This is a genomic window from Kitasatospora sp. NPDC028055 (genome assembly GCF_040637885.1).
GTDB lineage: Bacteria > Actinomycetota > Actinomycetes > Streptomycetales > Streptomycetaceae > Kitasatospora.
Genome location: NZ_JBEZXE010000005.1, coordinates 1 through 24,617 on the forward strand (window position 1 = coordinate 1; position 24,617 = coordinate 24,617).

Annotated in this window: 24 protein-coding genes and 1 pseudogene; 13 read left to right on the forward strand and 12 right to left on the reverse strand. The window is 74.8% G+C overall.

The genetic code is table 11. From position 1 onward, the window contains the following. The first annotated feature begins 167 nt into the window (after positions 1 to 167). Positions 168 to 872, forward strand: a complete 705-nt coding sequence (locus AB0F71_RS08530; RefSeq protein ID WP_360229974.1) for a methyltransferase domain-containing protein — start codon at positions 168 to 170, stop codon at positions 870 to 872. Between the two features lie 79 nt (positions 873 to 951). On the opposite strand, the gene AB0F71_RS08535 is transcribed toward AB0F71_RS08530, so the two are convergent. The 4 genes from AB0F71_RS08535 to AB0F71_RS08550 form a co-directional block, all read right to left on the reverse strand. Further along, entirely contained in the window at positions 952 to 2,451 is a 1,500-nt protein-coding gene (locus AB0F71_RS08535) for a PQQ-binding-like beta-propeller repeat protein (RefSeq protein ID WP_360229976.1), read from the reverse strand. A 142-nt stretch (positions 2,452 to 2,593) separates the two neighbouring features. Further along, positions 2,594 to 3,169, reverse strand: coding sequence for a hypothetical protein (locus tag AB0F71_RS08540; RefSeq protein WP_360229978.1), 576 nt, complete (start codon positions 3,167 to 3,169; stop codon positions 2,594 to 2,596). A gap of 30 nt (positions 3,170 to 3,199) precedes the next feature. Further along, positions 3,200 to 3,970 carry a DUF6215 domain-containing protein gene (locus tag AB0F71_RS08545; protein ID WP_360229980.1) on the reverse strand — a complete coding sequence of 257 codons (771 nt, stop codon included), beginning with the start codon at positions 3,968 to 3,970 and terminating at the stop codon, positions 3,200 to 3,202. A gap of 111 nt (positions 3,971 to 4,081) precedes the next feature. After that, complete coding sequence (locus AB0F71_RS08550; protein WP_360229982.1) at positions 4,082 to 4,453, reverse strand: hypothetical protein; 372 nt, start codon at positions 4,451 to 4,453, stop codon at positions 4,082 to 4,084. Between the two features lie 143 nt (positions 4,454 to 4,596). Here AB0F71_RS08550 and AB0F71_RS08555 point away from each other — a divergent pair, with 143 nt between their 5' ends. The 4 genes from AB0F71_RS08555 (at position 4,597) to AB0F71_RS08570 (ending at position 8,630) form a co-directional block, all read left to right on the forward strand. After that, a complete protein-coding gene (locus tag AB0F71_RS08555; RefSeq protein ID WP_360229984.1) occupies positions 4,597 to 4,914 on the forward strand; it encodes a helix-turn-helix domain-containing protein in 318 nt (105 codons plus the stop codon). Between the two features lie 333 nt (positions 4,915 to 5,247). Then, positions 5,248 to 5,937, forward strand: a complete 690-nt coding sequence (locus AB0F71_RS08560; protein ID WP_360229986.1) for an alpha/beta hydrolase — start codon at positions 5,248 to 5,250, stop codon at positions 5,935 to 5,937. Positions 5,938 to 6,117: 180 nt separating this feature from the next. Continuing rightward, positions 6,118 to 6,789, forward strand: a complete 672-nt coding sequence (locus tag AB0F71_RS08565) for a hypothetical protein (protein WP_360229988.1) — start codon at positions 6,118 to 6,120, stop codon at positions 6,787 to 6,789. Positions 6,790 to 7,424: 635 nt separating this feature from the next. Beyond that, the gene (locus tag AB0F71_RS08570; protein WP_360229990.1) at positions 7,425 to 8,630 is read left to right on the forward strand and encodes a serine hydrolase domain-containing protein; all 1,206 of its coding nucleotides are present in this window, start codon (positions 7,425 to 7,427) and stop codon (positions 8,628 to 8,630) included. A 10-nt stretch (positions 8,631 to 8,640) separates the two neighbouring features. Here the strand turns inward: AB0F71_RS08570 and AB0F71_RS08575 are convergent, their stop codons facing one another. Continuing rightward, positions 8,641 to 9,516 carry a helix-turn-helix domain-containing protein gene (locus AB0F71_RS08575; RefSeq protein WP_360229992.1) on the reverse strand — a complete coding sequence of 292 codons (876 nt, stop codon included), beginning with the start codon at positions 9,514 to 9,516 and terminating at the stop codon, positions 8,641 to 8,643. 115 nt (positions 9,517 to 9,631) lie between these two features. Between AB0F71_RS08575 and AB0F71_RS08580 the strand changes: the two genes are divergently transcribed. From AB0F71_RS08580 to AB0F71_RS08610, 7 genes are all read left to right on the forward strand, one after another. Beyond that, positions 9,632 to 10,531, forward strand: coding sequence for an alpha/beta fold hydrolase (locus AB0F71_RS08580; protein WP_360229994.1), 900 nt, complete (start codon positions 9,632 to 9,634; stop codon positions 10,529 to 10,531). 79 nt (positions 10,532 to 10,610) lie between these two features. Next, the gene (locus AB0F71_RS08585; protein ID WP_360229996.1) at positions 10,611 to 10,967 is read left to right on the forward strand and encodes a DUF6204 family protein; all 357 of its coding nucleotides are present in this window, start codon (positions 10,611 to 10,613) and stop codon (positions 10,965 to 10,967) included. 73 nt (positions 10,968 to 11,040) lie between these two features. Next, positions 11,041 to 11,580, forward strand: coding sequence for a MarR family transcriptional regulator (locus tag AB0F71_RS08590; protein WP_360229998.1), 540 nt, complete (start codon positions 11,041 to 11,043; stop codon positions 11,578 to 11,580). Positions 11,581 to 11,688: 108 nt separating this feature from the next. Then, the gene (locus AB0F71_RS08595; protein WP_360230000.1) at positions 11,689 to 12,387 is read left to right on the forward strand and encodes a class I SAM-dependent methyltransferase; all 699 of its coding nucleotides are present in this window, start codon (positions 11,689 to 11,691) and stop codon (positions 12,385 to 12,387) included. Continuing rightward, positions 12,384 to 12,824 (forward strand): sulfurtransferase TusA family protein, encoded by a 441-nt coding sequence (locus tag AB0F71_RS08600; RefSeq protein WP_360230002.1) that lies wholly within the window; start codon positions 12,384 to 12,386, stop codon positions 12,822 to 12,824. Before AB0F71_RS08595 ends, AB0F71_RS08600 begins: the two co-directional genes overlap by 4 nt. A gap of 92 nt (positions 12,825 to 12,916) precedes the next feature. Then, the gene (locus AB0F71_RS08605) at positions 12,917 to 13,906 is read left to right on the forward strand and encodes a polysaccharide deacetylase family protein (RefSeq protein WP_360230004.1); all 990 of its coding nucleotides are present in this window, start codon (positions 12,917 to 12,919) and stop codon (positions 13,904 to 13,906) included. 30 nt (positions 13,907 to 13,936) lie between these two features. Beyond that, positions 13,937 to 14,389: a hypothetical protein gene (locus AB0F71_RS08610; protein WP_360230006.1), complete on the forward strand. Its 453-nt coding sequence runs from the start codon at positions 13,937 to 13,939 to the stop codon at positions 14,387 to 14,389. Here AB0F71_RS08610 and AB0F71_RS08615 read toward each other — a convergent pair. The 4 genes from AB0F71_RS08615 to def form a co-directional block, all read right to left on the reverse strand. Continuing rightward, a complete protein-coding gene (locus AB0F71_RS08615; RefSeq protein ID WP_360230008.1) occupies positions 14,352 to 15,398 on the reverse strand; it encodes a MerR family transcriptional regulator in 1,047 nt (348 codons plus the stop codon). The genes AB0F71_RS08610 and AB0F71_RS08615 overlap by 38 nt on opposite strands. A 161-nt stretch (positions 15,399 to 15,559) precedes the next feature. Beyond that, positions 15,560 to 17,008, reverse strand: a complete 1,449-nt coding sequence (locus tag AB0F71_RS08620) for a transcription antitermination factor NusB (protein ID WP_360230010.1) — start codon at positions 17,006 to 17,008, stop codon at positions 15,560 to 15,562. A 162-nt stretch (positions 17,009 to 17,170) separates the two neighbouring features. Continuing rightward, positions 17,171 to 18,109, reverse strand: coding sequence for a methionyl-tRNA formyltransferase (fmt, locus tag AB0F71_RS08625; protein ID WP_360230012.1), 939 nt, complete (start codon positions 18,107 to 18,109; stop codon positions 17,171 to 17,173). Between the two features lie 37 nt (positions 18,110 to 18,146). Next, entirely contained in the window at positions 18,147 to 18,692 is a 546-nt protein-coding gene (def, locus tag AB0F71_RS08630) for a peptide deformylase (protein ID WP_360230014.1), read from the reverse strand. Between the two features lie 255 nt (positions 18,693 to 18,947). Between def and AB0F71_RS08635 the strand changes: the two are divergent. Next, positions 18,948 to 19,313, forward strand: a pseudogene (locus AB0F71_RS08635) (hypothetical protein); the annotation flags it as partial. A 447-nt stretch (positions 19,314 to 19,760) separates the two neighbouring features. Here the strand turns inward: AB0F71_RS08635 and AB0F71_RS08640 are convergent. The 3 genes from AB0F71_RS08640 to coaBC all read right to left on the reverse strand — a co-directional run bounded on the left by AB0F71_RS08640 (position 19,761) and on the right by coaBC (position 24,555). Then, positions 19,761 to 21,845 (reverse strand): primosomal protein N', encoded by a 2,085-nt coding sequence (locus tag AB0F71_RS08640; RefSeq protein WP_360230016.1) that lies wholly within the window; start codon positions 21,843 to 21,845, stop codon positions 19,761 to 19,763. A 99-nt stretch (positions 21,846 to 21,944) separates the two neighbouring features. Next, on the reverse strand, positions 21,945 to 23,153 hold the full coding sequence (gene metK, locus AB0F71_RS08645) for a methionine adenosyltransferase (protein ID WP_360230017.1): 1,209 nt from the start codon (positions 23,151 to 23,153) through the stop codon (positions 21,945 to 21,947). Between the two features lie 172 nt (positions 23,154 to 23,325). After that, positions 23,326 to 24,555, reverse strand: a complete 1,230-nt coding sequence (coaBC, locus tag AB0F71_RS08650; RefSeq protein ID WP_360230019.1) for a bifunctional phosphopantothenoylcysteine decarboxylase/phosphopantothenate--cysteine ligase CoaBC — start codon at positions 24,553 to 24,555, stop codon at positions 23,326 to 23,328. Between the last annotated feature and the right edge of the window lie 62 nt (positions 24,556 to 24,617).

The following is a 24,617-nucleotide window of genomic DNA, read 5'->3' on the forward strand; positions in this document are numbered from 1 at the left end:
CTGCGCGGTCCCCCCGCCGCCACCCGCCCCCCCGCCCCCCCCCCCCCCTCCCCCCCTCGCCCGCCCTGTGGGGGGCCCCGGGCCCGCGCGGCGCCCACCGCAACGCGTGCGGGTGAATCTCACCGAAGCCCCTGCGCCCGGACCCGCCGGGAACCAGGATGGCCCGGGTGAAGACCCCCGCCCCCGCCCGAGCAGCGGCGCCAGACCTCTGGCACCACTACGGCCGCACCCGCACCGACCGGACCGTCCCCGACTCCTTCTCCTGGGTCTGGGCCCAGGACGGCGGGCCGGGGCCCGAGGTCCTGGGTGACCTCACCGGCCTTGTCCTGGCCGACCTCGGCGCGGGCGCCGCCCGACACGCCGCCCACCTCGTCACCCACCATGCCCCGGCCCGGGTCGACGCCATCGACGCCTCCCCCGCCCAACACGCAATGTCCCGCGACCTCTACGGCGGCCTCGCACCACGCCTGCGCACACTGCACGCCGACGTGGTCGAGCACCTGAACGCGCAGCCGGGCGCGTACGACGTCCTCTACTCGGTCTTCGGAGCCCTCGACTTCACCGACCCCCGCCGACTGTTCCCGGTCGCTGCCCGCGCCCTGCGCCCCGGTGGGCTGTTCGCCGCCTCCACCCTGGGCCACTACATCGGCGGAGCGCCCGCCGAACCGGACGTGCGGCACGCCGACATCCCGGCCCGCAGCTCGGACGGCTCTCCCACCTCGATGCGTCGCTGGGTCCTCCAGGAGCACGTCTGGACGAAGCTGCTGGAGGAGGCCGGCTTCACGGCGATCAGCATCGCCAGGTTCCCCCCGACGGCTTCGGGCGCACGTTCAGCCGACACCTTGCTCGTCCAGGCCTCCCGGCCACGGTGAGGAAGGCCCGTCGCGGCACATCCGGTGTGGTGGTCACCGTCCGATGGAACTCCTCAGCTGTCTGGGGGCCGGGCCGTGCTCAGCCGATTCCCCGGACCGGCGGCTCGTCCCTGGTCCCGTCTTCCGCGACGACCGTGAACTGCTCCCTGCCCGCCACCGACAGGTCCACCGGGTACAGCGAGGCCGTGTCGTTGACGTCCAGCTCGCGGCTCTGCCGGCCGGTCGCGGCGTCGATCCGGGTCAGCTTGTCGCGGGTCATCGCCCACACCGACGTCCCGTCGACCAGTACCCCCGTCACCTGGTCGTCCAGGCCCGCCGTCCACTGCTTGGTGCCGTCCGCGAGGGAGTAGGCGACCAGCCGCCCGGTGGCGGTGCGGCTCGGGTGCGGGCCGCCGCTGATGCTGACGTCGCCCTGCCGCTCCCCCGGCACGATGAACAGGTCTCCGACCACCATCCCGCCGAGCAGGGGCCGGGCGGTGAACTCGTCGAAGGCGTGGACCCCGCCCAGCATCACGTCCAGGTCGTACTCGTCCCCGGAGACGGGGATCTCCGCGCGCCGGCGGCCCGTCCGGTCGAAGCTGAGCACCGCGTGGGTGCCGCGCTCGGCCTGGGCGTCGACCCAGACCGTGAGCGGGTCGACGGACACCACCATGAAGTTCTTGAGTCCGCCCTCGGCCGCCATGGCCGCCCGCGTCCGCCCCTGCCCGTCCCCGGGCACCAGGGTGCGCACGACCGCCGTCCCGTCACCGCACGCCGCGGCCGTCACCACGTCCTGGTCCCCGCCCGCGACCTCGATCGGGGTGCACCCGGCGTCGGGCGCGCTGCGCCACAGCTCCTGGCCGTCGGTCAGCCGGACGGCCCGCCAGCCGTCGATGCCCTGCAGCACGGCCTGGGCGCCCGCCACGGCGACGAGGTCGGAGTCCGCGCTGTCCCCGTCCCGGGCGGGGGCGTTCACGGTGGCGGTCCAGCCCTGCTTGCCGTCCGCGAGGTCCAGCGCCGTCACCGCCGCGCAGGGCTTGCCGTGCGGCGAGTGCCCGACCAGGCCGATGCCGCCCGCTCCGATCCCCCGGCTCATCGTGCACACGGAGTCGGAGCCCGGCGGCGTCCACTGCCAGGCGACCGACCCGCCGCCGCTGCGGTAGGCCACCACCTGGTCGGGACGGACCCGCACCACCAGGCTGCCGTTGGTCCAGCTGCCGACGGCGCGGACGGTGGCCGGGTGGTCCGCCGGGGCCTTCCAGGAGTCGTTGAGGCCGTCCCCGGCGAAGCAGAAGAAGACCCCCAGGCCCAGCACCGTGCCGACGGCCGCCGCCGGGAGTCCGCGCCTGGGGTGGATCAGCGCCCAGACGAAGCCGGCGCCGCAGGGCAGCAGGCCGAGGATGCTGATGGCGCCCAGGTAGCCCAGGCTGGCGCCGCCGAACCCGTTCGCGGGGCCGAACAGCACGGCCAGGCCCATGCTCGCGAACAGGGCCCCGAGCACGCCGCCGGTCAGTACGGCCCCGGTCTCCCTGTGCTCGGCGAACCTGGCGGCCCACCTCGACCTTGCCCGGACGACGCTGTCCTCGGGCCGCTCGGCCATGCCCGTCTCTCCCCTGCGAAGCGCCGCCCCCGCAGTGGGGCGTCGATCATCGGATCGTCGCAGAGCAGGGCAAATTCCTGAACAAAGAGCAGGAAAAACCACGTCCTGCCCTGCACATGGGAGGCCCTGACCGGCGCGATCGTTACGAATCGCGCCCTACAGCCCGGGGGCCGGCCGCCCCGCGCACCGCCTCCCACACCTGCCCGGCCAGCGCCTCCGGAGCCCGGCCACCGTCGACCACCAGGTCGCACTCCCACCGCAACGGCTCGACGTGGCGCTCGTGGGCGGCCCGCCGGTGCCGGACGTAGTTGCGCAGCAGCACCTCCAGCGGAAAGCCGCCCGCGACGCACTTGCGATCGATCTTGCGGACCAGCCGGAGGTCCGCCGCCAGGTCGACGAACACGTCGAAGCGGCGGCAGGGGCGCTGCGGGGCGACCCGGCGGGCGAACAGCCCCTCCACGACCACCACCGGGGTCCGGGCGAGCGCGGCGTCGACGTCGGCGGCCAGCCGCCCGCCGTCCACCGACTCCGGATGCCCCACGTCCAGCCGCAGCACCCCGGCCTCGTCCGGCGCCCACACGCCGGCTCGGCCCGGCTCGGCGAAGTAGTAGTCGTCCCCGTGCAGCACCCGCACCCGCTCCGGTCCGACGGTGGCCGCCAACGCCACGGCCAGCGTCGTCTTGCCCGCACCGGCCCCGCCGGTCAGCGTCACCAGCATCTCCGCCCCCTCCTCGTCAGCCGCGGCCCGTCAGCTCGCCGCCCAGCCCGGGAGGCCCGGAAGCACCGCCTCGGCAAGGCGGTAGAGGGCGGCGTCGTCGATCGGCAGCGAGTCCTTGCGCCAGACGCTGACCTCGAAGCTGCCGCCGCTCCCGTCCGGATTCTTCGCCACGGCGAGCGCGTGGGCGGGGGCCCCGGTGCCCGTGGTGGACTTGCCGCCGCCGAGGGAGAAGGACAGCGTCATCGTGGGGGCGCGGTAGAACAGCGCCTTGTGCCCGAGGACGGGTGCGCGCGGGTCCGCCGACGGGTAGAGCCGGGCGTAGTCGTCCACGTCGACGTCCGTACTGTCCGCGAGCTGGACGTAGAGCTCGCTGAACTGCACCTCCGCCGCGCCGTAGCCGTCCTTGTCCAGGCCCGGCCCGCCGCTCAGCGTCATCCCGGACTGGGCCACCAGCACCCGCTCCTTCGGCACGCCCATCAGCACCGGCAGGTCGGGGCGGTTGAGCGCGGCGCACAGCGCCGGGTACCTGGCCGAGTCCGTCGGCTTCGCCGGACTGCACTTCGCCGGCGTGTTGCTCGGCCCGAGGCCCCGGCCGTCCCCGGTCAGGTACCAGAGGCCGGCCAACAGCGCCCCCACCAGGACGACCGCGAGGGCGACCTGCAAGCCCACCCGCGGCGCCCGGGCGTCGGCTTCGGGGCCGGGCTCCGGGCCCGTCCCGGGCTCTGTCTCGGCCGCTGGCTCCGGCTTCGGCTCCGGCTCGGTGGTGCCGGTCTCCACGATTCCCCCACGATCACCAGTCACCGGCGGACCCTATCCCCGTCGGCGCCCGTCCGCACCGGATTTCCCCGACCCCGAGGCCGGACCCCGAGGCCGGACCCCGAGGCCGGCTCCCACCCGCGTGGGGACGACGTGTCAGTCCGCGAAGACGGCTCGGTCCTTCACGAACTCGACGTACTCGAACACCGCCCCGCCCGGGTGCCGGACGGTCGCGTTACGGCCGGTCGGCACCTCGTTGGGGCCGTCCAGCAGTTCGCCCCCCAGGGCGGCCAGCAGCGGCCCGAGGCCGTCCAGGTCGTCGACCAGCAGCGTGCTCTGCACCCTGCGGAAGCGCGCCAGCGCCTCCTCCGGGCCGGCGACGACCAGCAGGCCGCCGATCCGCGCGACCTCCACCCCCGCGTAGGGGAAGCGCAACCCCTCGCGCTCGCCGGTGAGTTCGCGCAGCGTGGGCAGGACCGTGTCGAGGTCGTCCACGTACACCCGGGCCAGCGTCTCCAGCACCTTCATCGTCACAACCTCCGCAGGATCCAGTCGACCGTCAGGACAGTTCGAGTTTCCCGAACTGTCGAACTGGGATACTAGACAGCGCGCCGCCCCACCGCCAGGGCCGGCCGGAACCAGTGCCGGACCCGAGGAGCCCGAGGACCCCGATGCGGACCCTGACCCAGCCCCACCCCGAGGACTTCGACCTCGCCACCGTCCTGCACGCCCTCGGCGACCCGGTCCGGCTTCAACTCGTCCGCCGCCTCGCCGAGGAGGGCGAGACCACCTGCAGCCCCGAGGGGCTCACCGTCCCCAAGTCGACGCTGTCCAACCACTGGCGGATCCTCCGCGAGGCCGGCCTGGTCACCGTCCGCACCAGCGGCCGGGCCCGCCTGGTCACGCTCCGCCGCGACGAGCTCGACGCCCGCCTCCCCGGCCTGCTCGCCGCCGTGCTCGACGCGCCCGCGCTCCGTCGCGACCGGTGACCAACGCCCGTACCCCCGAGCCAGGTTGAGGCGCGACGGGGGGCGGGCACCCCGACCGGGTGGGCCTCGGCAGCCGACCGTCTGCGCACGCACGGCCACTCGTTCTGCTGTGCATCGGTGCTTCCCCTGGCCATCGGGTCAACGACTGGGTCTGGTGGTCCCTTCTCACGCGCTGCGACCCACCGCCGGAACCGTAGAATCCGGGTGTTCCGGGAGCCCAGCCCTTCGGGAACCCGGCCGTTCGGGAGCCCGGCCGTTCGGGGGATCCGGCCGTCCCGCCGAGGGGCCACCCCGGGCAGCACCGTCCCCCGACCGTCCGCAGGAAGGACCGGCGTGTTCCGAGCGCAGCGCCCGCACACCGCACAGCTCACCCCGTGGGAGGGCGACGGACCGGTCTCCGGCGTCGCCCTGCTGCTCCCTGGCGGGTTCATCCGCAGCCGGCGCGGGCCGCTGCGGCTCGCCGAGCTCGGCCTCCAGGGACTCACCGCCGAACTCACCGACCGCGGCCGCCCGCACGGCCTCGCGGTGCACCTGCTGCGCTACCGCCACGGCGGCTGGAACGGCGCCGACGCCGACACCGCCGTCGACACCCGGTGGGCGCTGGAGGAACTCGACCGCCGCTACCCGGGCGTGCCGGTGGTGCTCATCGGCAACTCGCTCGGCGGGCGGGCCGCGTTCTGGTGCGCGGGGCACCCGAACGTCGTCGGGGTGGCCGGGCTCGCCCCCTGGCTGCCCACCGGCGACCGGGTCGACCAGCTCGCCGGGCGGCGGGTGCTGATCGTGCACGGCACCGCCGACCACAGCGCGGCCAACGCCGCCCAGTCGCTGGAGTACGCGCTGCGCGCCCGGGAGGTCGCGCCCGACCTCGCGCGGTACGAGGTGCCCGGCGGGAGCCACTACCTGGTCCGGCAGAGCGCCGACATCAATGCGCTGATCACGGACTTCACCCTGACCGCGCTGGGCGCCGAGGCCGCGCCGCTGGCGGCGGGGGCGGTCTGCACCCGGCTGCCGGTCCGGGCGTAGTCGCGGGGCTGGCGCCCGGCCCCCGGTGCCCTGCCCGGCCCTGCCGATCGACAGGGCCGGGCGCCGGATCCGACGGTCGCTTTATGCCGATCGGCACATGTGGGGAGGGGGTCGGGGCGACCAGTCTTGGAGTCACCGAGACGGCGGCCACCGGGGCCGCCGGAGAAGGGGGTCTCCACCGTGTTCCGCTTCGCCCGTACCGCCCGTACCGCCCGCACCGCCTCTACCGGCCGCAACGTCCGTGACCGAGCCGCCCGCACCGCCGCGGCCGCCGTCGCGGGGCTCGCCCTCGTGGCGCTCACCGCACCGGCCCCGGCCGGTGCGACCCCGTCCACCGACTCCACCGACTCCACCGCCACCGCCCGGGTCAGTGGATCCGGCCGGATCCACTACGCCCCCCGCCCCAACGACGAGATCCGGTTCACGGTCGAGGCCGTGGCCGCCCCCGGCAGCCGCCCCCTCCCCGGCATTCCGCACGGTCTGCCCACCGACGCCCGGGGCACCGTCCACTTCTCCCACCGCGTGGTCGAGACCGGCGAGGTCCGCCAGGCCGACGCCGCGGTCGACTGCCTCGCCACCGGTGGCCCCGTCGCCACCCTGACGGCCGTGATCACCAAGTCCGACGCCCTGTCGGTCGGCCAGCGAATAGGTCTGAGCATCTACGACGCCCACGGCCACGGGCGGGACCGCCTCGGCTTCTCCTGGGGCGTGGGCAACACGGACGTGGACAGGGACGGCACTCCCTACCAGCCCGTCGTCGGCACCTGCATGGCGCTGGCCCCCTTCGCCCCCGTCACCAGCGGCGGCTTCACGGTCCACTCCGTCGAACTGCCCACCCCGTCCGCCCCCTGACCCAGCCCGAAACAGCTGCTGTGCCGGTAGCCACTGTCGTGGGCCGCCGTCCGCGCCAGCGCGTACTGGAGCGGCACGGCGACAACCGCGACCGGCAGCACCACACAGAGCGCCAGCTGTCCCACACCGGACCGCAGCCCCTTCCGCCGCCCGGCCGCAAGAAGCTGCCGACCTCCCCAGCCCACCGCCACGACCCCCAGCACCAGGCCGGCCCATGCCAACGGCAGCACGTACGCGGGTGCGCCAGGGCTGTCCTGGCAGCGGCTCACCAACGCCCGTACGTCGTCGTCCGCGAAGAGCGTCGGCACACTGCACAGCCAGCCCGCGCCCGCCAGCACCAACGGGCCCCCGGCCCGGAACCACCAGGGCGCACCGTCTCCACCACGCCCCGACCGCACCAGCCGCACGCCCCCGCACCCGTCCACAACCACCCACACCTGTCCGCACCCCACGCGACCGATCCACCCGCCCCGTCCACGACGCCCGCCACCGGCCGCCGGTTCCCCGGCCGAGCAGCGCCGAGCCGCACGCCCACGGCCGATCGCCCGGAACGAAAGAACTGACTTGACGTCACATCGCGTCCCTTCAAGGCGGACACCACAGAACCCGCCCGCCCCACCGACCCCGGAGGACTCATGCCCATCGCCAAACGCACCGCCCTCACCCTCGCTGGCCTGCTCCTCGCCGCCACACCCACGGCCGCCCTGGCCGACGGCACCGCGCCCCGAGGCGGCCCCGACAGAGCCGCGCTCAACGCCGCCATAGCCGCCCGACCAGGGGATCCCACCGCGGGTGCGCTCGCCCGGGTGACGGTCGACGGCCAGGCATGGCGCGGTACCGCCGACGACCCGGTGAGCGGGCAGCCGGTCGCACCGAACGCCGCCTTCCGGATCGGCAGCATCAACAAGACCTTCGTGGCCGCCGTGGTGCTCCAACTCGCCGCCGAGCAACGGATCGACCTGGACGGCACCGTCCAGCAGTACCTGCCCGGGGTCCTGCCCGACGGGACGGGCGGCAGCCCGGTCTACCAGCCGGTCACCGTCCGCCAACTCCTCGACCACACCAGCGGACTGCCGCAGGCCGTGGAGGGCCCGGCGGGCGTCGAGGACGGCGACCGCGACGGCCTGATCGCCCAGCGCTTCGGGATCGAGACCTTCGACGAGGTCGTCCAGCGCACCCTGCGGCCCACCGACCGGCCCTGGCCCGTGCCGGCCACGCCCGGTACCGAGCAGGAGTACAACAACTTCAACTACCGCCTGGCCGGCCTGCTCATCGAACGCGTGACGGGCCACTCGCTCCAGCAGGAGGTGACCACCCGCATCCTCGGCCCCCTCCACCTCCGGCACACCGAACTGACCGGGGGCGCGCCGCAGATGCCCGAACCGCACCTGACCGGATACCTCGACAGCAACGCCGGCATCCCGACGGACGTCTCCGAGCAGGGTGGCAACGCCGAGTCGATGATCTCCACCCCGGCCGACCTGGACCGCTTCCTGCGCGCCCTGTTCGACGGCGAGCTCCTGCCACCGCAGCAGCTGCACGACCTCTTCACCCTGCCGCGCGACGCCTCCGGGCAGTTGCTGCCCTACCACGGCACCGACGACTGCCGGTTGGGGCCGGACAAGGGCAAGGCCTGCTACAGCGCCGGGCTGCTGTCCCTCCCGTTACAGGACGGCACCGTGGTCTGGGGCAAGTCCGGGCACGACCTCGGCTACTCCGGCGGCTACTTCGCCACCGCTGACCTGCGCAAGCGCCTGGTCTACTCCGTCGGCTCCAGCGGCGGCACGCCACCCCAGGCCCTGCGCCTGGCGGCCACCGTCTTCGGTCCCTTCGCCCGCTGATCCCACCGGCTCAGCGCCCGGCCGCGGCCTCGCGCCAGCGGCCGGGCGACTCCCCGGTGAGCCGCCGGAAGAAGGCGGCGAAGTTGGCTGCGTCGTCGAAGCCGACCCGCTCCGCGCACCGGGCCAGTGACAGGTCCGTGTGCGCCAGCAGGCGCTTGGCCTCCAGCAGGATGCGCTCGTCCAGGAAGCGCTTCGCCCCGAGCCCACTGGCCGCGCGGCTCGCCCTGGTCAAGGTCCGTACCGTGTAGCCGAGTTCACGGGCGTAGTCGGCGACATGGTGCCGCCGGGCGAAGCCCTCCTCGACCGCCGTACGGTACCGCCGGAAGACCTCCCGGTCGCCGTTCGCCGCCGACGGCCGTACTGACTCGGGTGGGGCGACCCGGAGCAGCAGCGCCGCCAGCAGGTGCCCGAGTAGGGCCCTGGAGCAGGGCTCCTCCCGGGCCACCGCCGCCGCATGCTCCCGCGCCAGGTGCTCGACCCCGGCCAGCACCAACCCCCAGTCCTCCTCGTCCACTTGCCAGCAGGAGGCCCCGAACGCGGCAACCCCGGCAAGCCCAGCCGACCCGGCCGCCCCGGACGCCCCCGCCCCGACCACCCCCGCCAGGACCTCCGGCTCGAACAGCACCAGGGGCCCGTCCACCCCGTCGACCTCCGCCCACCGGTGCACCACACCCGGGCGGATCCAGACCACGCTCCGCTCCCCCAGCGGGTGGTCGACGAAGTCCGCCACCTGCCGACCGCTGCCCGAGCGCACCAGCGCCAACACGTGGAAGTCCGGCCGTTGCGGGCGCTCCCGGCGCCGGGCCCGGTCCATCCGGCGCAACCGCTCGAAGCTCAACACCTCCACCCCGAACCCCGCCGACCCGGCGTCCGGGCTGTACCGCACCTGCCGGATCCCGGGAGCTTGTCCGTTTTCCACTGTCACCGTGCACCTTTCGACCGGGCCTCAGGCCCGCTCCCGACCGTAGCCTCCTGGGAGCACCCACTCCGAGGAGACCACCATGCTGCCGGAATCCACCAGCCGCCCCACCCCTGCCCAGACCCCCGCCCACCCCCTCACCCCTGTCCCCGTCGACGGCGGCACCCTCCAGGTCCAGCACCAGGTCCGAGGCCAGCACCAGGCCCAACCCCAGGCCCAGCGCCAGGCCGAGGGCGGCCCCACCCTGGTCCTCGCCCACTACTGGGGCGGCTCGGCCCGTACCTGGGACGCGTTCGTCGGCCACTTGCCGTCTGGGCGCGGCACCGTGCGCTACGACCAGCGCGGCTGGGGCCGGTCCCGCGCGCTGCCCGGCCCGTACCACCTGGAGCAGCTCGCCGAGGACCTCCTCGCCGTCACCCGTCGGCTCGGCCTGGACCACTTCGTCCTGGTCGGCCACTCCATGGGCGGCAAGGTGTGCCAACTCGCCGCCGCGCGACGACCGGAGGGCCTGGCCGGGCTCGTCCTGGTCGCCCCCGCCCCGCCACGGCCGGCCCCCACCGCCACCCTCGACCACCGACAGGCGCTCGCCCACGCCTACGACTCGCCGCAGTCCGTGGGCCACGCCCTCGACCACGTCCTGACCGCCACCCCGCTGCCGCCGGGGGTCCGCGCCGCCGCCGTCCAGGACAGCATGGCCGCCGACCTCCCGGCCCGCGAGGAGTGGCCGCTGCGCGGCCTCGCCACCGACATCACCGCCGCCAGTTCCCGGATCCAGGTGCCCACCCTGGTCCTGACGGGCCGACACGACCAGGTCGAACCGGCGGACCTGCTCCGCACCCACCTGCTCCCCCACCTCCCGCACGCCCGCCTCACAGTCGTCCCCGGCGCCGGCCACCTGCTCCCGCTGGAAGCCCCCGCCTCCCTCGCCGACGCCGTCGAGTCCTTCGCGGCGGGCCTCGCGGCCCCGGCCGACCTCCGGTGAGCCGCGCCATGGCCCACCGCCGACCCGGCCACCGAAATCGCATTGGCGGTCCGCCGCCACCACTGCCTATCGTCGGGGCATGACCACCCGAACCTTCCGCATCATGGTGCGCGGCGTCTTCGACGGACTCAGTGACGTGCAGCGCGCCGAGCTCCTCGCCGCCGCCCCGGAGCACGACGTGCTGCACGCCGCCTTCACCCGCGAGGGCCACCTCAGCTACGACCTCACCGCACGCACCGCCTTCACCTTCCGCTTCCTGGACGAGGGCGAGGCCGAGGAGGACATCCTGGAGGCCACCGAGCGGGCCGAACAGGCCGCGCAGTCCTGGCTGACGGACCGTGGCTACGGCTTCAAGAACCTCCGCTCCCAGGCCGAGGACCTCTCCCAAGCGCCACTGGGCAAGCGCCGGCGGCGCTCCGCCGGCACCACCGGCTGACCGACCCCCCTCCCCCTGCCACCTCCTTGACGGCTCCGCCCGTGCATATACTTGAGCGGTCAAGGAGGTGGCAATGACAATCCCCGCGAACCCCGGCCCCGACACCAGCCCCAACCCCGACACCAGCCCGAACCCGAGCCCCGACACCGCCCCCCGCCCCGACCCGCTCGACACCGCACTGCGCCTGGTCCGCGCCCAGACAGCCGTGGTCAAGCGCTTCGACGCGAGCCTCAGCGGCCTGCACGGCGTGAGCCTGTCCGACTTCACCCTGCTGCTGCACCTCGCCCAGGCCCCCGGTGGCCGGATGCGCCGGGTCGACCTCGCCGAGGCCCTCGGCCTCACCGCCTCCGGCGTCACCCGCGGCCTCGCCCCGCTGGAGCGGATCGGCCTGGTGACCCGCGAGGCCGCCGCCCGCGACGCCCGGGTCGCGTACGCCGCCCTCACGCCGACCGGCCGCGAGCGGCTCGCCGAGATGCTGTACACCGCCCGCCAGGTCGCCACCGAGCACTTCGCCCCCGACCAGTGGAGCGGCGAGGACCTCACCCAGCTCTCCGCCCTGCTCACCCGCCTCGGCGGCACCGCCCCCGAACACCGCCACCTCCCGAAGCCCTAGGCTGGGCCAGGACCATCGGCACCACCAGGACTACCGGCACCACTGGCACCACCAGCACCACCAGCTCCACCAGCACCACGACGAACCCCCGCGAAGGGCAGCAGCACCATGACCAGCACTCCCGACCCGACGCCCGCCCCGGCGCCGCGCCGGGAGCCCGCCCTCGCCGAGGCCCAACGCGCCCACTGGCAGCAGACCTACCGCTCCCACCCCGGGATGTACGGCGAGCAGCCGTCCGCCCCCGCCCGGCACGCCGCCCGGGCCTTCGCCGCCGCCGGCGCCCGCGAGGTGCTCGAACTGGGCGCCGGCCACGGCCGCGACGCCCTCCACTTCGCCCGTACCGGCTTCTCCGTCCTGGCCACCGATTTCAGCCCGACCGGCCTGGGCCAACTGCGCACCACCGCCGCCGCGCAGGGCCTGGCCGAGCGGGTCCGCACCACGGTGCACGACGTCCGCGCCCCGCTGCCCCTCCCCGACGCCTCCGTCGACGCGGTCTTCGCCCACATGCTGCTCTGCATGGCACTCAGCACACCCGAGGTCGAGGCCCTGGTCACCGAGGTCCGCCGGGTCCTGCGCCCGGGCGGCACCTTCGTCTACACCGTCCGTCACACCGGCGACGCCCACTACGGCGCCGGCACCGGCCACGGGGACGACATCTGGGAACACGGCGGCTTCGCCGTCCACTTCTTCCCCCGCGAGCTGGTGGACCGGCTCGCCGAGGGCTGGCACCTCGCCGAGGTCCACGCCTTCGAGGAGGGCGACCTGCCCCGCCGCCTCTGGCGCATCACCCAGGAGATCCCCCGATGACCACCCCCGACGACGCCGTCCGCAACGCCGCCGCCCCCGCGAACGCCGCCCCCGACCTCACCGTCGACGGCACCGGCCTGCTCTGCGTCCAACTCCTGCTCCGCCTGCGCAAGCAGATCGCCCATCTCCCGGCCGGCGCCGTGGTCCACATCCTGACGACCGATCCGGCCGCCCCGCTCGACCTGCCCGCCTGGTGCCACCTGACCGGCCATGAGTACCTCGGCCCGGTCCCCTCCCCGGCGCCGGACCACGACGTGTACGCCCTGCGCCTCACCTCCGCCCCCGTCCCGACCCGCCCCGACCGCCCGTGGCACCCCGCCCCGACCACCTCGAACGCGCCGGACACCCCGGACACCCCGGACACCCCGGGCAACACCGAGGGCACCCCCGACGCCACTTCGCAGGCCACCCCCGACGACACGACCGCCACGCACTGAGCCCCCGGCCGGGCCCGCCCCCACCGGAGCCCGGCCGAGGCCGAGCGGAAATCCCCGCGCGCCGGCCCCCTCCCCGGGTGAAGACTGCCCCCATGCCCACCGCAGCCCCCACCCCGGACGGTCCGCACGCCAACCGCCTCCTCGGCCACCCGCCCGAGGCCCGTCTCCTGCTGCTCAACTGCGACGACCTCGGCCTGGACGAGTCCGTCAACCTCGCCGTGGTCGAGGCGGTCCGGCAGGGCATCGCCGCCTCCGCCAGCCTGATGACCCCCTGTCACGCCGCCCCGCACGCACTCCGGCTCCTGCGCCGCCACCCGGAGATCCCCTTCGGCGTCCACCTCACCCTGGTCTGCGAGGCCCCGCACCTGCGCTGGGGCCCGCTCACCGCCCGCGACCGGGTGCCCTCCCTCCTCGACCCGGACGGCGAGTTCCACGCCCCCACCCCGGCCGGCCGGGCCGCACTCGCCGCGAACGCCCGGATCGACGACGTCGAGCGCGAGTTCCGCGCCCAGATCGACGCCGTCGAGGCGAGCGGCCTCAGCCCGACCCACCTGGACTTCCACTGCCTGGCCGACGGCGGCCGCGAGGACATCCTCGACCTCACCCTCGCCCTCGGCGCCGAGTACGACCTGGCGGTGCGGGTCTGGCTGCCGCCCGCCCTGGACCGGCTACGCGAGCGCGGGCTGCCGGTGGTCGACCACGGCTTCCTCGACAGCTTCGCCGTGCCGCCGGAGGACAAACCCGCCCACTACGCCCGCCTGTTCGCGGCGCTCCCGCCAGGCCTGACCGAGTGGGCCGTCCACCCGAGCCTCGCCACCGGCCCGCACCCCCGCCTCCCGACCACCGTCAGCGCCACTGCCACCGACCCAGCCACCGCCACCGACCCCGCCGACGACGGCTGGCGCGTCCGCCGCAGCGACTACGACTTCCTGGTCTCCCCCGAGGCCCACCGCCTGCTCGCCGAGCACGCGGTCACCGTGCTCGGCTACGACGCACTGCAGGAAGCCTGGCGGGCCACCCGCGGCCGGGTCACGCCACGCGCCCTCGTCGGACCGGTGTGCCACGATGAGGAGAAAACGTAACGACCCGGCCCCACAGGGAGGTTGACCACCATGGACTCGATCCTCAGCTGCCACTGGCACGACCAGGACGGCGCGTGGGAACTGACCGTCCGTCGCAACGGACCGGCGTGGGAGCTGTTCGCGGCCGCGCCGTTCGGTTCGGAGGCACTCCCCTTCGCCGACCCGGACGAGGTCCGCCGGCTCGCCCAGACCCTCCTCGACCTGCCCGCCGAGCCCGAGCCGTACGAGTTCGAATGGATGCTCTCCCGGACGGACTTCGCCGACACCGAGCGGGAACGCACCCTCTTCGCGACCCTCGCCGTCGGCCTGGACCCCGACGACGACCACCGCCCCTACCTCGCCTACCAGTCCTCCCACCACCTGCGCGGGTTCGCGGCGCTCGGCCTGGAGGTGATCTGCGAGGACCCTCCGGTCGACCACCTCCGCGCCCAGGCCCACGCCTTCCTCACCAACTGCCCGGCCCCGCCTCCCCTCCAGCCGTAACCTCCGCCGCCCGCGCGACCTGCACAGCCTGCACGGCCCGTACCGCCCAGTCCAGCACCTCACCCGAACTCTCCGGCGCCACCCACCCGTTGACGACCGCCAGCAGCTCCAGGTACCGCTCCCGCCGAGGGTCCGCCATCGCCCGCAGTCGCTCCACCAGCCGATCCACCAACCGCTCCACCGGCGGATCCACCGGCCGGGCCCGCAGCTGATCCCCCGCGCCCGCCGTGCCCACCAGGCCCGCGTACCGCTCCAGCAGGACCGCGACCGCCCGCGCGGCCTCCGCCGATCCCGGCTCCACTCCCGCCGCCACCGCCGGCCCGACCGTCTCCCGCACCAGCACGGCCAGCCCGGGCCGGGGCGGCGCCCCGGGCGCGGCCTCCGCCTCCTCGTCCTCCGCCAGTGTGCGCAACAGCTCCCGGAACCCGTCGTCCCCGGCCAGCAGCGCCAACTCCACCCAGGCCTCGACCTGTTCGTCCGAGGGCTGCTCCGGCAGCCGAGGCGTCAGCGACATGGCCACCCCACCCCAGCGCCCCTCCGCGCCGGACACCGCAGCCGCGCCGAACACCGCGGCCAGGAACTCCCCGACCAGGCGCCCCCGTTCGTCCTCCGTCAATCGGGCCAGCCGGTGCACGAGCGTCAACTCCTCCGTGGTCGCCCCGCGCGCGGCCACCGTCCGCAGCACCGCCTGCCGCAGCCGCAGCACCCGGATCCGGACGTCCAGCGCCGCGGCGTGCGCCGCCGCGACCTCGGACAGCGCGCGCTCCCGGCCCAGCACCTGCCGGATCTCCGGCAGGCCGAGCCCGAGTTCGCGCAGAGTGCGCACCAGATCCAGGCGGGCGACGGCGTCCGCGCCGTACCGCCGGTGGCCGGCCGGGGTGCGGTCGGCCGGCGACACGATCCCCTGGTCCGAGTAGAACCGGACGGTCTTCACCGTCAGCCCGGTCCGCCGGGCCAGTTCACCGATCGTCAGAGCCGGGTGTACCGGCCGGAGCGCGTCGCCGTTCATGGCCACCACCCTGCCGCCTCCCCTTACGGGAGGTGCAAGCAGAGGTGCACCCAGCCCCGGAGCCGCACCCGCACCCAGCCCCGGAGCCCTACCCAGCCCCGGAGCCCCAGAGCCGCCCCCGGAGCCCCACCCAGAGCCGCACCAGAGCTACACCCAGCCGCTCAGGCCGTCCGCCGCAGCAACGCCAGGTACATCGCGTCCGTCCCGTGCAGGTGCGGCCACAGCTGCACGTCCGGCCCGTCGCCGAGCGCCGGAACGCCGGGCAGCAGCGGCCGGGCGTCGATCCACTCGACCCGGCCGCCCTGCTCGCGCAGCACGTCGTCGACCACCGCCCGCGTCTCCGCGAGGTGCGGCGAGCAGGTCGCGTAGCCGACCACGCCGCCGATCCGGGTGGCGTCGATCGCCGAGCGCAGCAGGTCCCGCTGGAGCGGGCCGAAGGCCGCGACATCGGCCGGCCGGCGCCGCCAGCGCGCCTCCGGTCGGCGCCGCAGCGCGCCCAGGCCGGAGCAGGGGACGTCGACCAGCACCCGGTCGAAGCCGCCGGAGCGCCAGGCCGGGCGCGTCCCGTCGGCCGCGATCACCGTGTACGGGCCCGGGTTGCCCTCCAGCGCCCGCGCCACCAGCCGGGCCCGGTGCGGCTGCTTCTCGCTGGCGACCAGCCCCGCGCCCCGCTCCGCGGCCAGGGCGCCGAGCAGGGCGGCCTTGCCGCCCGGTCCGGCGCAGCCGTCCAGCCAGAGCCGGTCCGGGCCGTCCAGCGGCGCGCTCGCGAGCGCCAGGGCGACCAGCTGGCTGCCCTCGTCCTGCACACCGGCCCGGTTCTCCCGGACGGCGGTCAGCGCACCGGGGTCGCCGCCCTCGGCGAGCCGCAGCGCGAACGGGGACCAGCGCCCGGGCTCGGCCTCGGGCAGCACCTCGGCCAGCTCGCCGACGGTGGCCCGGCCGGGCCGGGCGACCAGGGTGACCTCGGGCCGGGCGTTGTCGGCCCGCAGCAGTTCCTCGATCGCGGTGCGCCCGGAGGCGTCCGGCTGCCAGCGGCCGAGCGAGTCCCAGAGCGCGGAGACCACCCAGCGCGGGTGCGAGTGCACGACCGCCAGGTGGTCCTCGGCGTCCTTGTCGTACGGCGGGGCGACCCGCTCGATCCAGGCATCCAGGTCGTGGGCGCTGATCCGGCGCAGCACGGCGTTGACGAACTTGGCCTTGCCGTCGCCGAGCACCACCCGGGCCAGCTCGACGGTCGCCGAGACGGCCGCGTGGCTGGGGATGCGGGTGGTGAGCAGCTGGTGGGCGCCGAGCGAGAGCACGTCCAGCACCGGCGGGTCGACCTTGCTCAGCGGCCGGTCGATGCAGGCGGCGATGACCGCGTCGTAGGTGCCCTGGAGCCGCAGGGTGCCGTAGACCAGTTCGGTGGCGAGGGCGGCGTCGCGCCGGTCCATGCCCTTCTGCTCGGCCTCGCGGAGCAGGGAGGGCAGGATCAGGTTGGCGTACGCGTCCCGCTCGTCGACGGCGCGCAGGGCCCGGAACGCGACGATCCGGGCCGGGTCCTTCTTGGGCCGCCGGTGCGGACGGGGGGTGCGCTTGGCGCCGGCGGGAGTGTTCTGGGGCGTGCTCACAGATACCTCAAAGTGCTGCGGTGGTTATTAGTGCTGCGGTGGCTATTTCGGTACGGATCGTACGGATCGTACGGATCGTACGGATCGTACGGAACAGAACAAGATCGTACGGAACAGAACGAACAGTAACGCCAAAACGAACAGTAGCGCCGGAGCGCAGGCTCAGCCTCCGAACCGCTCCCCGGCCTCCAGCCGCGCCCCGCGCGCCCAGTCGGCGGCCCGCATCTCCTTCTTCCCCTGCGGACGCACCTCCGCCAGCTCCAGGTCGTGCGAGCCGGTGCCGACCCGCACGCTGTTCTTGCCGACCATCGCGACCTCGCCCGGGGCCAGCTCGGCCGACTCCGGCAGCAGCTTGACCGGCCCGGTGACCTTGAGCCGCTCGCCCCGGAACTCCGTCCACGCGCCCGGCGCGGGCGCGCAGCCGCGCACCACCCGGTCGATCCGCAGCGCGGGGTGGTTCCAGTCGATCCGGGCGTCCTCGACGGTGATCTTCGGCGCGAGGGTGACGCCCTCGGCGGGCTGCGGCACGGCGTGCAGCGAGCCGTCCTCGATGCCGTCCATGGTGGCCACCAGCAGCCGGGCGCCGGAGACCGAGAGCCGGGTGAGCAGTTCGCCGCTGGTGTCGCTCGGGCGAATCTCCTCGGTGATCACCCCGTAGACCGGGCCGGAGTCCAGGCCCTGCTCGATCAGGAAGGTGGAGGCGCCGGTCACCTCGTCACCGGCCAGCACCGAGTGCTGGACAGGGGCCGCGCCGCGCCAGGCGGGCAGCAGCGAGAAGTGCAGGTTGACCCAGCCGTGCTTCGGGATCTCCAGCGTGCCGGGGCGCAGCAGCGCGCCGTAGGCGACCACCGGGCAGCAGTCGGGGGCGAGTTCGGTGAGCCGGGCGACGAAGTCCGGGTCGCTGGGCTTCGCCGGCTTGAGGACCTCGATCCCGGCCTCCTCGGCGCGCTGGGCGACGGGGCTGGCGACCAGCTTGCGCCCGCGCCCGGCGGGGGCGTCGGGGCGGGTGACCACCGCGACGACCTCGTGCCGGTCGGAGGCGATCAGCGCGTCGAGGGCGGGAACGGCGACCTCGGGGGTGCCGGCGAAGACGAGGCGCATCAAGTGCCTTTCTGCATACGGGATTCGGGGAACGAACTCAGCGCGCGGAGCCGAAGGTGCTGTGCGGCGAGACCTTGACGACGGGCGCCGGCCCGGTGCCCCAGTCGGCCTCCCGGACGGCCTTCAACGCGGCCTTGCGCTGCTCCCGGTCGAGCCGGTCGATGAAGATGATGCCGTCCAGGTGGTCGGTCTCGTGCTGGATGCACCGGGCGAGCAGCTGGGTGCCCTCCAACGTGACCGGATCCCCGTACATGTTGAAGCCCTTGGCCACCACGCCGTACGCGCGCTTGGTGTCGAAGCGCAGTCCGGGCAGCGAGAGGCAGCCCTCCGGGCCCTCCTGCTCGTCCTCGCTGAGCGAGAGGTCCGGGTTGATCAGGTGCCCGGTCACACCGTCCACGTGGTACGTGAACACCCGCAGCGAGACGCCGAGTTGGGGCGCGGCGAGGCCGGCGCCGGGGGCGTCGAGCATGGTGTCGGTGAGGTCGGCGACCAGCTTGCGCAGTTCCTTGTCGAAGGTGGTCACCGGCTGGGCGGTGGCCCGCAGGACGGGGTCTCCGAAGAGACGGATCGGCTGGATCGCCACGGGGTACGGGCTCCTGTCCGGGCTGGGCTCGGGCTTCGGTCAACGGCTGCTTCCCGCCAAGTCTATGCAACCCGCCCGGGCACTCCGACGGGCCGTCCTCGGACGTCCGCACCGGCGTCTGGCATATCCCGAGTCGCCGAGCCGCGTTACCCCGGCCCCCGCTTCGGCGTTGGTCAAGAGAGATTGACCAGGGCCGGGCGCACGGGACACCGCGCCCCGGCCGAGCTGAACCGTACGGAAGGTGGCACGTAGGCCATGGCTGAGCAGATCAACCACGACGCCCGGGCGCGGGCGAGCCTGCACCTGCTGGTGCGGGACATCGAGCGGGTGAGGCGCCAGGTCGACGCGCTGCGGACGCTCACCGCCCAGCTGGGCAACGTCTACCGACCGCGCCGTCCGAGCACCTCGGCCGGCTTCGTGGTGTACGGGCGGGCGCCCGCGCCGACCGTGCGCCTGGCGCAGGAGCTGCGGGAGAGCGTGGAGACCCTGGTGGCGGCGGCGGTCGAGTTCGACCGGGCGCTGGGCTTCTCCTGGGACTCGGTGGGCTCCGCCCTCGGGGTCACCAAGCAGGCGGTCCACCGCCGCTACGGGATGCGCCGCCCGACCAGCGAGCTCCTCGCCGCCAGCGGCGCCGTCCCCGGGCCCACCCGCCCGGACCGCTCCGAGGAGCTGCCCGTCCCCACCGAACGCAGCGGTGGCCTGGCCGCCACCGTCCCGGCGGCCCGCCAGGGCGGCCTGGACCGCTCCAGCCTGGAGCGCAACGCCCTCGACCGCACCCCCATCGACCGCACCCCCGTCGGCTCGCCCGTCGACCGGACCCCGCTCGACCGCACCCCCATCGACCGGACCCCGCTCGACCGGACCCCCGTCGACCGCGACCGCACGCCCACCGAGCGCCCGCCGACCGGCATCCCCCTCCGCGGCTGACCACCCGCGCCGACGACGGGGCCGCCCCGGGGCGGGGTGGCCCACTCACCCCGCCCCCGCAGGCCCGCCACCCCCACAGGCCCGCCACCCCCGTCGGCCCCCACCGCCACCCGACGAACGCCACAGGCCCGCCACCCGCCGCTACCCGATGTCCGTCGGATCCACCCGCACCCGCACCGGCTCCGCCGTCCGCAGCGCGATCCGCGCGATCTGCGCCGCCTTGAGCGCCGCCGCCAGCGCGGCCCCCTGCCCGGGCGCCACCCGCAGCAGCGCCCGCTCCTGCTCCTCCCCGCGCAGCGCGGGCACCGCCACCGGCCCGAGCACGTCCGCGCCCTCCGGCAGCCGGATCAGGTTCAGCAGGTCGGCGACGGCCGCAGGGCTCCCGCTGACCGACGCCATCCGCGACACCGGCGGGAAGTGCAGCTGCGCCCGTTCGTCCCGTTCCTGCCCGGCGTGCCCCAGCGGGTCCCAGCGGACCAGCGCCTGCACCGGCCGGGCCGAGGGCTCGGCGACCACGACGACCGTCCCGCCCTCCCCGGCGGGCCGGGCCAGGGCGGCGGCGGCCAGCCAGAGCCGCAGGGTCTCCTCCCCCGCCCGCAGGTCGGGCCGGCCGAGCAGGGCCCAGCCGTCCAGCAGCAGCACCGCCCCGTACCCGGGGCCGCCCTCGACCACCGGCTCCGCGCCCGGGGTGGAGATCACCAGCGAGGGCTCGTCCGGCACGGTGTCCAGCACCGCGTCCCGTCCCGAGGTCCGGACCGGGATCCGCGGGAACGCCTTGCCCAGCTCCTCCGCGGTGCGCCGGGCGCCGACCACCTGGGCCCGCAGCCGGAAGGAGCCGCACTCGGGGCAGTGCCAGTCGTTCTCCGCCTCCCCGCACCAGCCGCAGCTGAGCGAAGCGTCGGCCGAGGGCGCCTCCAGCGGCCCCTCGCAACGCCGGCAGCGGGCGGGGGTTCGGCAGCGGCCGCAGGAGAGCCGGGGCACGTAGCCGCGCCGGGGCACCTGGATGAGCACCGGGTGCCCGGCCGCCAGCGACTCCCGGGCGGCCTCCCAGGCGACCGAGGGCAGCCGGGCGGCCTGGGCGGCGGCGTCCCGGTGCTGGTCCTGGTCGGTGACGGTCCGCACCCGGGGGGCGACCTGTCGCACCGTCTCCCGGTCGGCGACCAGCGGCCGGGCCCAGCCGGTGGCGACCAGCTGGGCGCCCTCCACGGTCACCGCGTGCCCGCCGAGCAGCACGGCCGCGCCCTCCTCGGCGGCGCGCAGCAGCGCCACCTCGCGCACGTGCGGGTGGGGGGCGCGCGGGTCGCTGTGGCTGCCGTCCCCGTCGGACCAGACCACCACCAGCCCGAGGTCGCGGACCGGCGCGAACATGGTGGCCCTGGTCCCGATCGCGGCGTGCACCGAGCCGCGGCTGACCGCGAGCCAGCGCCGGTAGCGTTCGCGCGGGCCGAGGTCGGCCTCCAGCGCCATGTGCCGCCCGGGGCCGAGCAGCTCGGTCAGCGCCCGGTCGACCCGGGCGACCGACCGGCGGTCCGGCAGTACGACCAGGGCGCCGCGCCCGCCGGCCAGCGTCGCCGCGACCGCCCGGGCGATCTCGTACGGCCAGCCGGGCCCCGGGAGCGCCGCCCACACCGCCCGCGGCGAGCCGCCGGCGGCCAGCGCGGTGAGGAAGTCCGGCCCGGCCGGGTAGCGCTGCCAGCCCCCGGGCGCCGGGGCCTGGGGGCGCGGCAGCGGCGCCGGGGAGGGCTCGGCCTCGGCCTTGGCGTGCCGGGGCGGCACGGCGAGCTGGAGCACGTCGGCCAGCGTCCCGGCGTACCGGTCGGCGACGGTGCGGCAGAGCCGCAGCAGCTGCGGGCTGAGCACCGGTTCGGGTGAGAGCACCTGGGCGAGCGGGGCGAGCGGACCGGCGAAATCGCTCTTCTCCAGTCGGGCGACGATGAACCCGTCGTGCAGTTCCCCCCCCTCGCGCTGCCCCTTGACCACCCTTGCCCCGAAACGCACCCGGACCCGGACGCCCGGCTGGGCCTCCTCGGCCATAGCGGCGGGCACCTCGTAGTCGAAGAGCTTGTCGATGGTGAGCACGCCCTTGTCCACCACGACCCGGGCCACCGGCAGGTGCTCGGCCCGCTTGGCCCCGCGCCACGACCGGGGCTTGGCCCGCTTGACCGTCTCCCGGATGAACGCCAGCTGCTCCGGCTCGGCGCCCCCGTTCTCCCCTGTGCTGCTCATCGCTCCCAAGTACTACCAGGTCACACCGACAGGACGCACAAAGCGCAGCGGCGCCCACCCCCGCGACGGGGGTGGGCGCCGCTCGGCAGAGCCGGGACGTCAGTCCTGGACGGCAGCCTTGAGCTGCTCCACGCGGTCGGTGCGCTCCCAGGTGAAGTCCGGCAGCTCACGGCCGAAGTGGCCGTACGCGGCGGTCTGGGAGTAGATCGGCCGCAGCAGGTCCAGGTCGCGGATGATCGCGGCCGGGCGCAGGTCGAAGACCTCGGAGACGGCCTTCTGGATGCTGAGGACCGGGACGGTCTCGGTGCCGAAGGTCTCCACGAACAGGCCGACCGGCTCGGCCTTGCCGATCGCGTACGCGACCTGCACCTCGGCGCGGCGGGCGAGGCCGGCGGCGACGATGTTCTTCGCCACCCAGCGCATCGCGTACGCGGCCGAGCGGTCCACCTTGGACGGGTCCTTGCCCGAGAAGGCGCCGCCACCGTGGCGGGCCATGCCGCCGTAGGTGTCGATGATGATCTTGCGGCCGGTGAGGCCGGCGTCGCCCATCGGGCCGCCGATCTCGAAGCGGCCGGTCGGGTTGACCAGCAGACGGTAGCCGTCGGTGGTCAGCTTGATGCCCTGGTCGGCCAGCGCCTTGAGCTCCGGCTCCACGACGAACTCGCGGATGTCCGGGGTGAGCAGCGACTCCAGGTCGATGTCACTGGCGTGCTGGGTCGAGACGACCACGGTGTCCAGGCGGACGGCCTTGTCGCCGTCGTACTCGATGGTGACCTGGGTCTTGCCGTCGGGGCGCAGGTACGGGATGGTCCCGTTCTTGCGCACCTCGGTGAGGCGGCGGGAGAGGCGGTGCGCCAGGGTGATCGGCAGCGGCATCAGCTCGGGCGTCTCGTCGGACGCGTAGCCGAACATCAGGCCCTGGTCGCCGGCCCCCTGCTTGTCCAGGTCGTCCTCGTCGCCCTCGACCCGGGCCTCGTACGCGGTGTCGACACCCTGCGCGATGTCGGGCGACTGGGCACCGATGGACACCGACACGCCGCAGGAGGCGCCGTCGAAGCCCTTCTTGGAGCTGTCGTAGCCGATCTCCAGGATCTTGTCCCGGACGAGCTGGGCGATCGGAGCGTACGCCTTGGTGGTCACCTCGCCGGCCACGTGCACCTGGCCGGTCGTGATGAGCGTCTCCACGGCGACCCGGGAGGTCGGGTCCTCCCGCAGGAGAGCGTCAAGGATGGTGTCGCTGATCTGGTCAGCGATCTTGTCGGGGTGTCCCTCGGTCACGGACTCCGAGGTGAACAGGCGGCGAGACACAGCGCTCCCTGGGGTTGCAGCGGCTGCTGACTGAAGGCCCCCGGCGAACCGGGGACATCCGGAAAGACTTGATTCCTGGAGTCTAACCAACTGCTTCCGCCGAACGTCACCCGCTTCCGGAAATCAAGAACGTTCTCAAGCCGGAATCCGTCGGGAATCGAGCGGGAATCGATCAGTTCCGACCCGATTCCAGCCGCTTTGCCACCAGGTCCCAGACCACGTCCGCGAGCACCTCCTTGGGGCCCACCGGTACGGGGGTCTCAGTGCCGTCCGCGCCCAGTACCACGGCCTCGTTGACGTCCTGCCCGAAGGCCTTGCCGTCGCCCACCTCGTTGACGACCAGCAGGTCGCAGCCCTTCCGGGCGAGCTTGGCGCGGCCGTTGGCGAGCACGTCGTCGGTCTCCGCCGCGAAACCCACCACCAGTTGACCCGAACGGGGTCGGTGCGCCGACAGCTCGGCCAGCACGTCGGGGTTGCGGACCAGCGCGACCGGCGCCGGTTCGACCCCCTCGACCTTCTTGATCTTGCCGGTGGCGTACTCGGCGGGCCGGAAGTCCGCCACGGCCGCGGCCATCACCACCGCGTCCGCGTCCGCGGCCGCCGCCAGCGCCGCCTCACGCAGCTCCAGCGCGGTCGAGACGTGCACCACGTCCACCCCGGCCGGGTCGGGCAGCTCGGCGTTGGCCGAGACGAGGGTCACCCTCGCCCCGCGGGCCGCGGCGGTCACGGCGAGCGCGTAGCCCTGCTTGCCGGAGGAGCGGTTGCCGAGGTAGCGCACCGGGTCCAGCGGCTCCCGGGTGCCGCCGGCCGAGACCACCAGGTGCCGGCCGGCCAGGTCGGTCGGGACCGCCCCGCCGCGGCGCAGCACGGCCCGGCAGGCCTCGAAGATCGCGCCGGGCTCGGGCAGCCGGCCCTTGCCGGTGTCCTTGCCGGTCAGCCGCCCGACGGCGGGCTCCAGCACGATCACGCCGCGGCGGCGCAGGGTGGCGACGTTCTCCCGGGTGGCGGGGTGCTCCCACATCTCGGTGTGCATCGCGGGCGCCACCACGACCGGGCAGCGGGCGGTGAGCAGGGTGTTGGTGAGCAGGTCGTCGGCGAGCCCGTGGGCGGCCTTGGCGATCAGGTCGGCAGTGGCGGGGGCGACCACCACCAGGTCGGCCTGCTGTCCGATCCGGACGTGCGGCACCTCGTGGACGTTCTCCCAGGTCTCGGTGGCGGCCGGGCGGCCGGACAGCGCGGCCCAGGTGGCCTCGCCGACGAAGTGCAGCGCCGCCGCGGTGGGCACCACGGTGACCTGGTGGCCGGACTCGGTGAACCGGCGCAGCAGCTCGCACGCCTTGTAGGCGGCGATCCCGCCGCTGACACCGAGGACCACGCGGGGGGCGTCCGCACTCGCGCTCATCTACCGGCCTTTCTCCGCATGTCCGCATCGGGCACCCGACAGCTCGGGAACCCGCTCACCCT

Coding starts and splice junctions, on each gene's coding strand:
- AB0F71_RS08535 (WP_360229976.1), bottom strand. CDS start 2,451: ATGGCCGAGCGGCCCGAGGACAGCGTCGTCCGGGCAAGGTCGAGGTGG.
- AB0F71_RS08540 (WP_360229978.1), bottom strand. CDS start 3,169: ATGCTGGTGACGCTGACCGGCGGGGCCGGTGCGGGCAAGACGACGCTG.
- AB0F71_RS08550 (WP_360229982.1), bottom strand. CDS start 4,453: ATGAAGGTGCTGGAGACGCTGGCCCGGGTGTACGTGGACGACCTCGAC.
- AB0F71_RS08555 (WP_360229984.1), top strand. CDS start 4,597: ATGCGGACCCTGACCCAGCCCCACCCCGAGGACTTCGACCTCGCCACC.
- AB0F71_RS08570 (WP_360229990.1), top strand. CDS start 7,425: ATGCCCATCGCCAAACGCACCGCCCTCACCCTCGCTGGCCTGCTCCTC.
- AB0F71_RS08580 (WP_360229994.1), top strand. CDS start 9,632: ATGCTGCCGGAATCCACCAGCCGCCCCACCCCTGCCCAGACCCCCGCC.
- AB0F71_RS08585 (WP_360229996.1), top strand. CDS start 10,611: ATGACCACCCGAACCTTCCGCATCATGGTGCGCGGCGTCTTCGACGGA.
- AB0F71_RS08590 (WP_360229998.1), top strand. CDS start 11,041: ATGACAATCCCCGCGAACCCCGGCCCCGACACCAGCCCCAACCCCGAC.
- AB0F71_RS08595 (WP_360230000.1), top strand. CDS start 11,689: ATGACCAGCACTCCCGACCCGACGCCCGCCCCGGCGCCGCGCCGGGAG.
- AB0F71_RS08600 (WP_360230002.1), top strand. CDS start 12,384: ATGACCACCCCCGACGACGCCGTCCGCAACGCCGCCGCCCCCGCGAAC.
- AB0F71_RS08605 (WP_360230004.1), top strand. CDS start 12,917: ATGCCCACCGCAGCCCCCACCCCGGACGGTCCGCACGCCAACCGCCTC.
- AB0F71_RS08610 (WP_360230006.1), top strand. CDS start 13,937: ATGGACTCGATCCTCAGCTGCCACTGGCACGACCAGGACGGCGCGTGG.
- AB0F71_RS08615 (WP_360230008.1), bottom strand. CDS start 15,398: ATGAACGGCGACGCGCTCCGGCCGGTACACCCGGCTCTGACGATCGGT.
- fmt (WP_360230012.1), bottom strand. CDS start 18,109: ATGCGCCTCGTCTTCGCCGGCACCCCCGAGGTCGCCGTTCCCGCCCTC.
- AB0F71_RS08640 (WP_360230016.1), bottom strand. CDS start 21,845: ATGAGCAGCACAGGGGAGAACGGGGGCGCCGAGCCGGAGCAGCTGGCG.
- coaBC (WP_360230019.1), bottom strand. CDS start 24,555: ATGAGCGCGAGTGCGGACGCCCCCCGCGTGGTCCTCGGTGTCAGCGGC.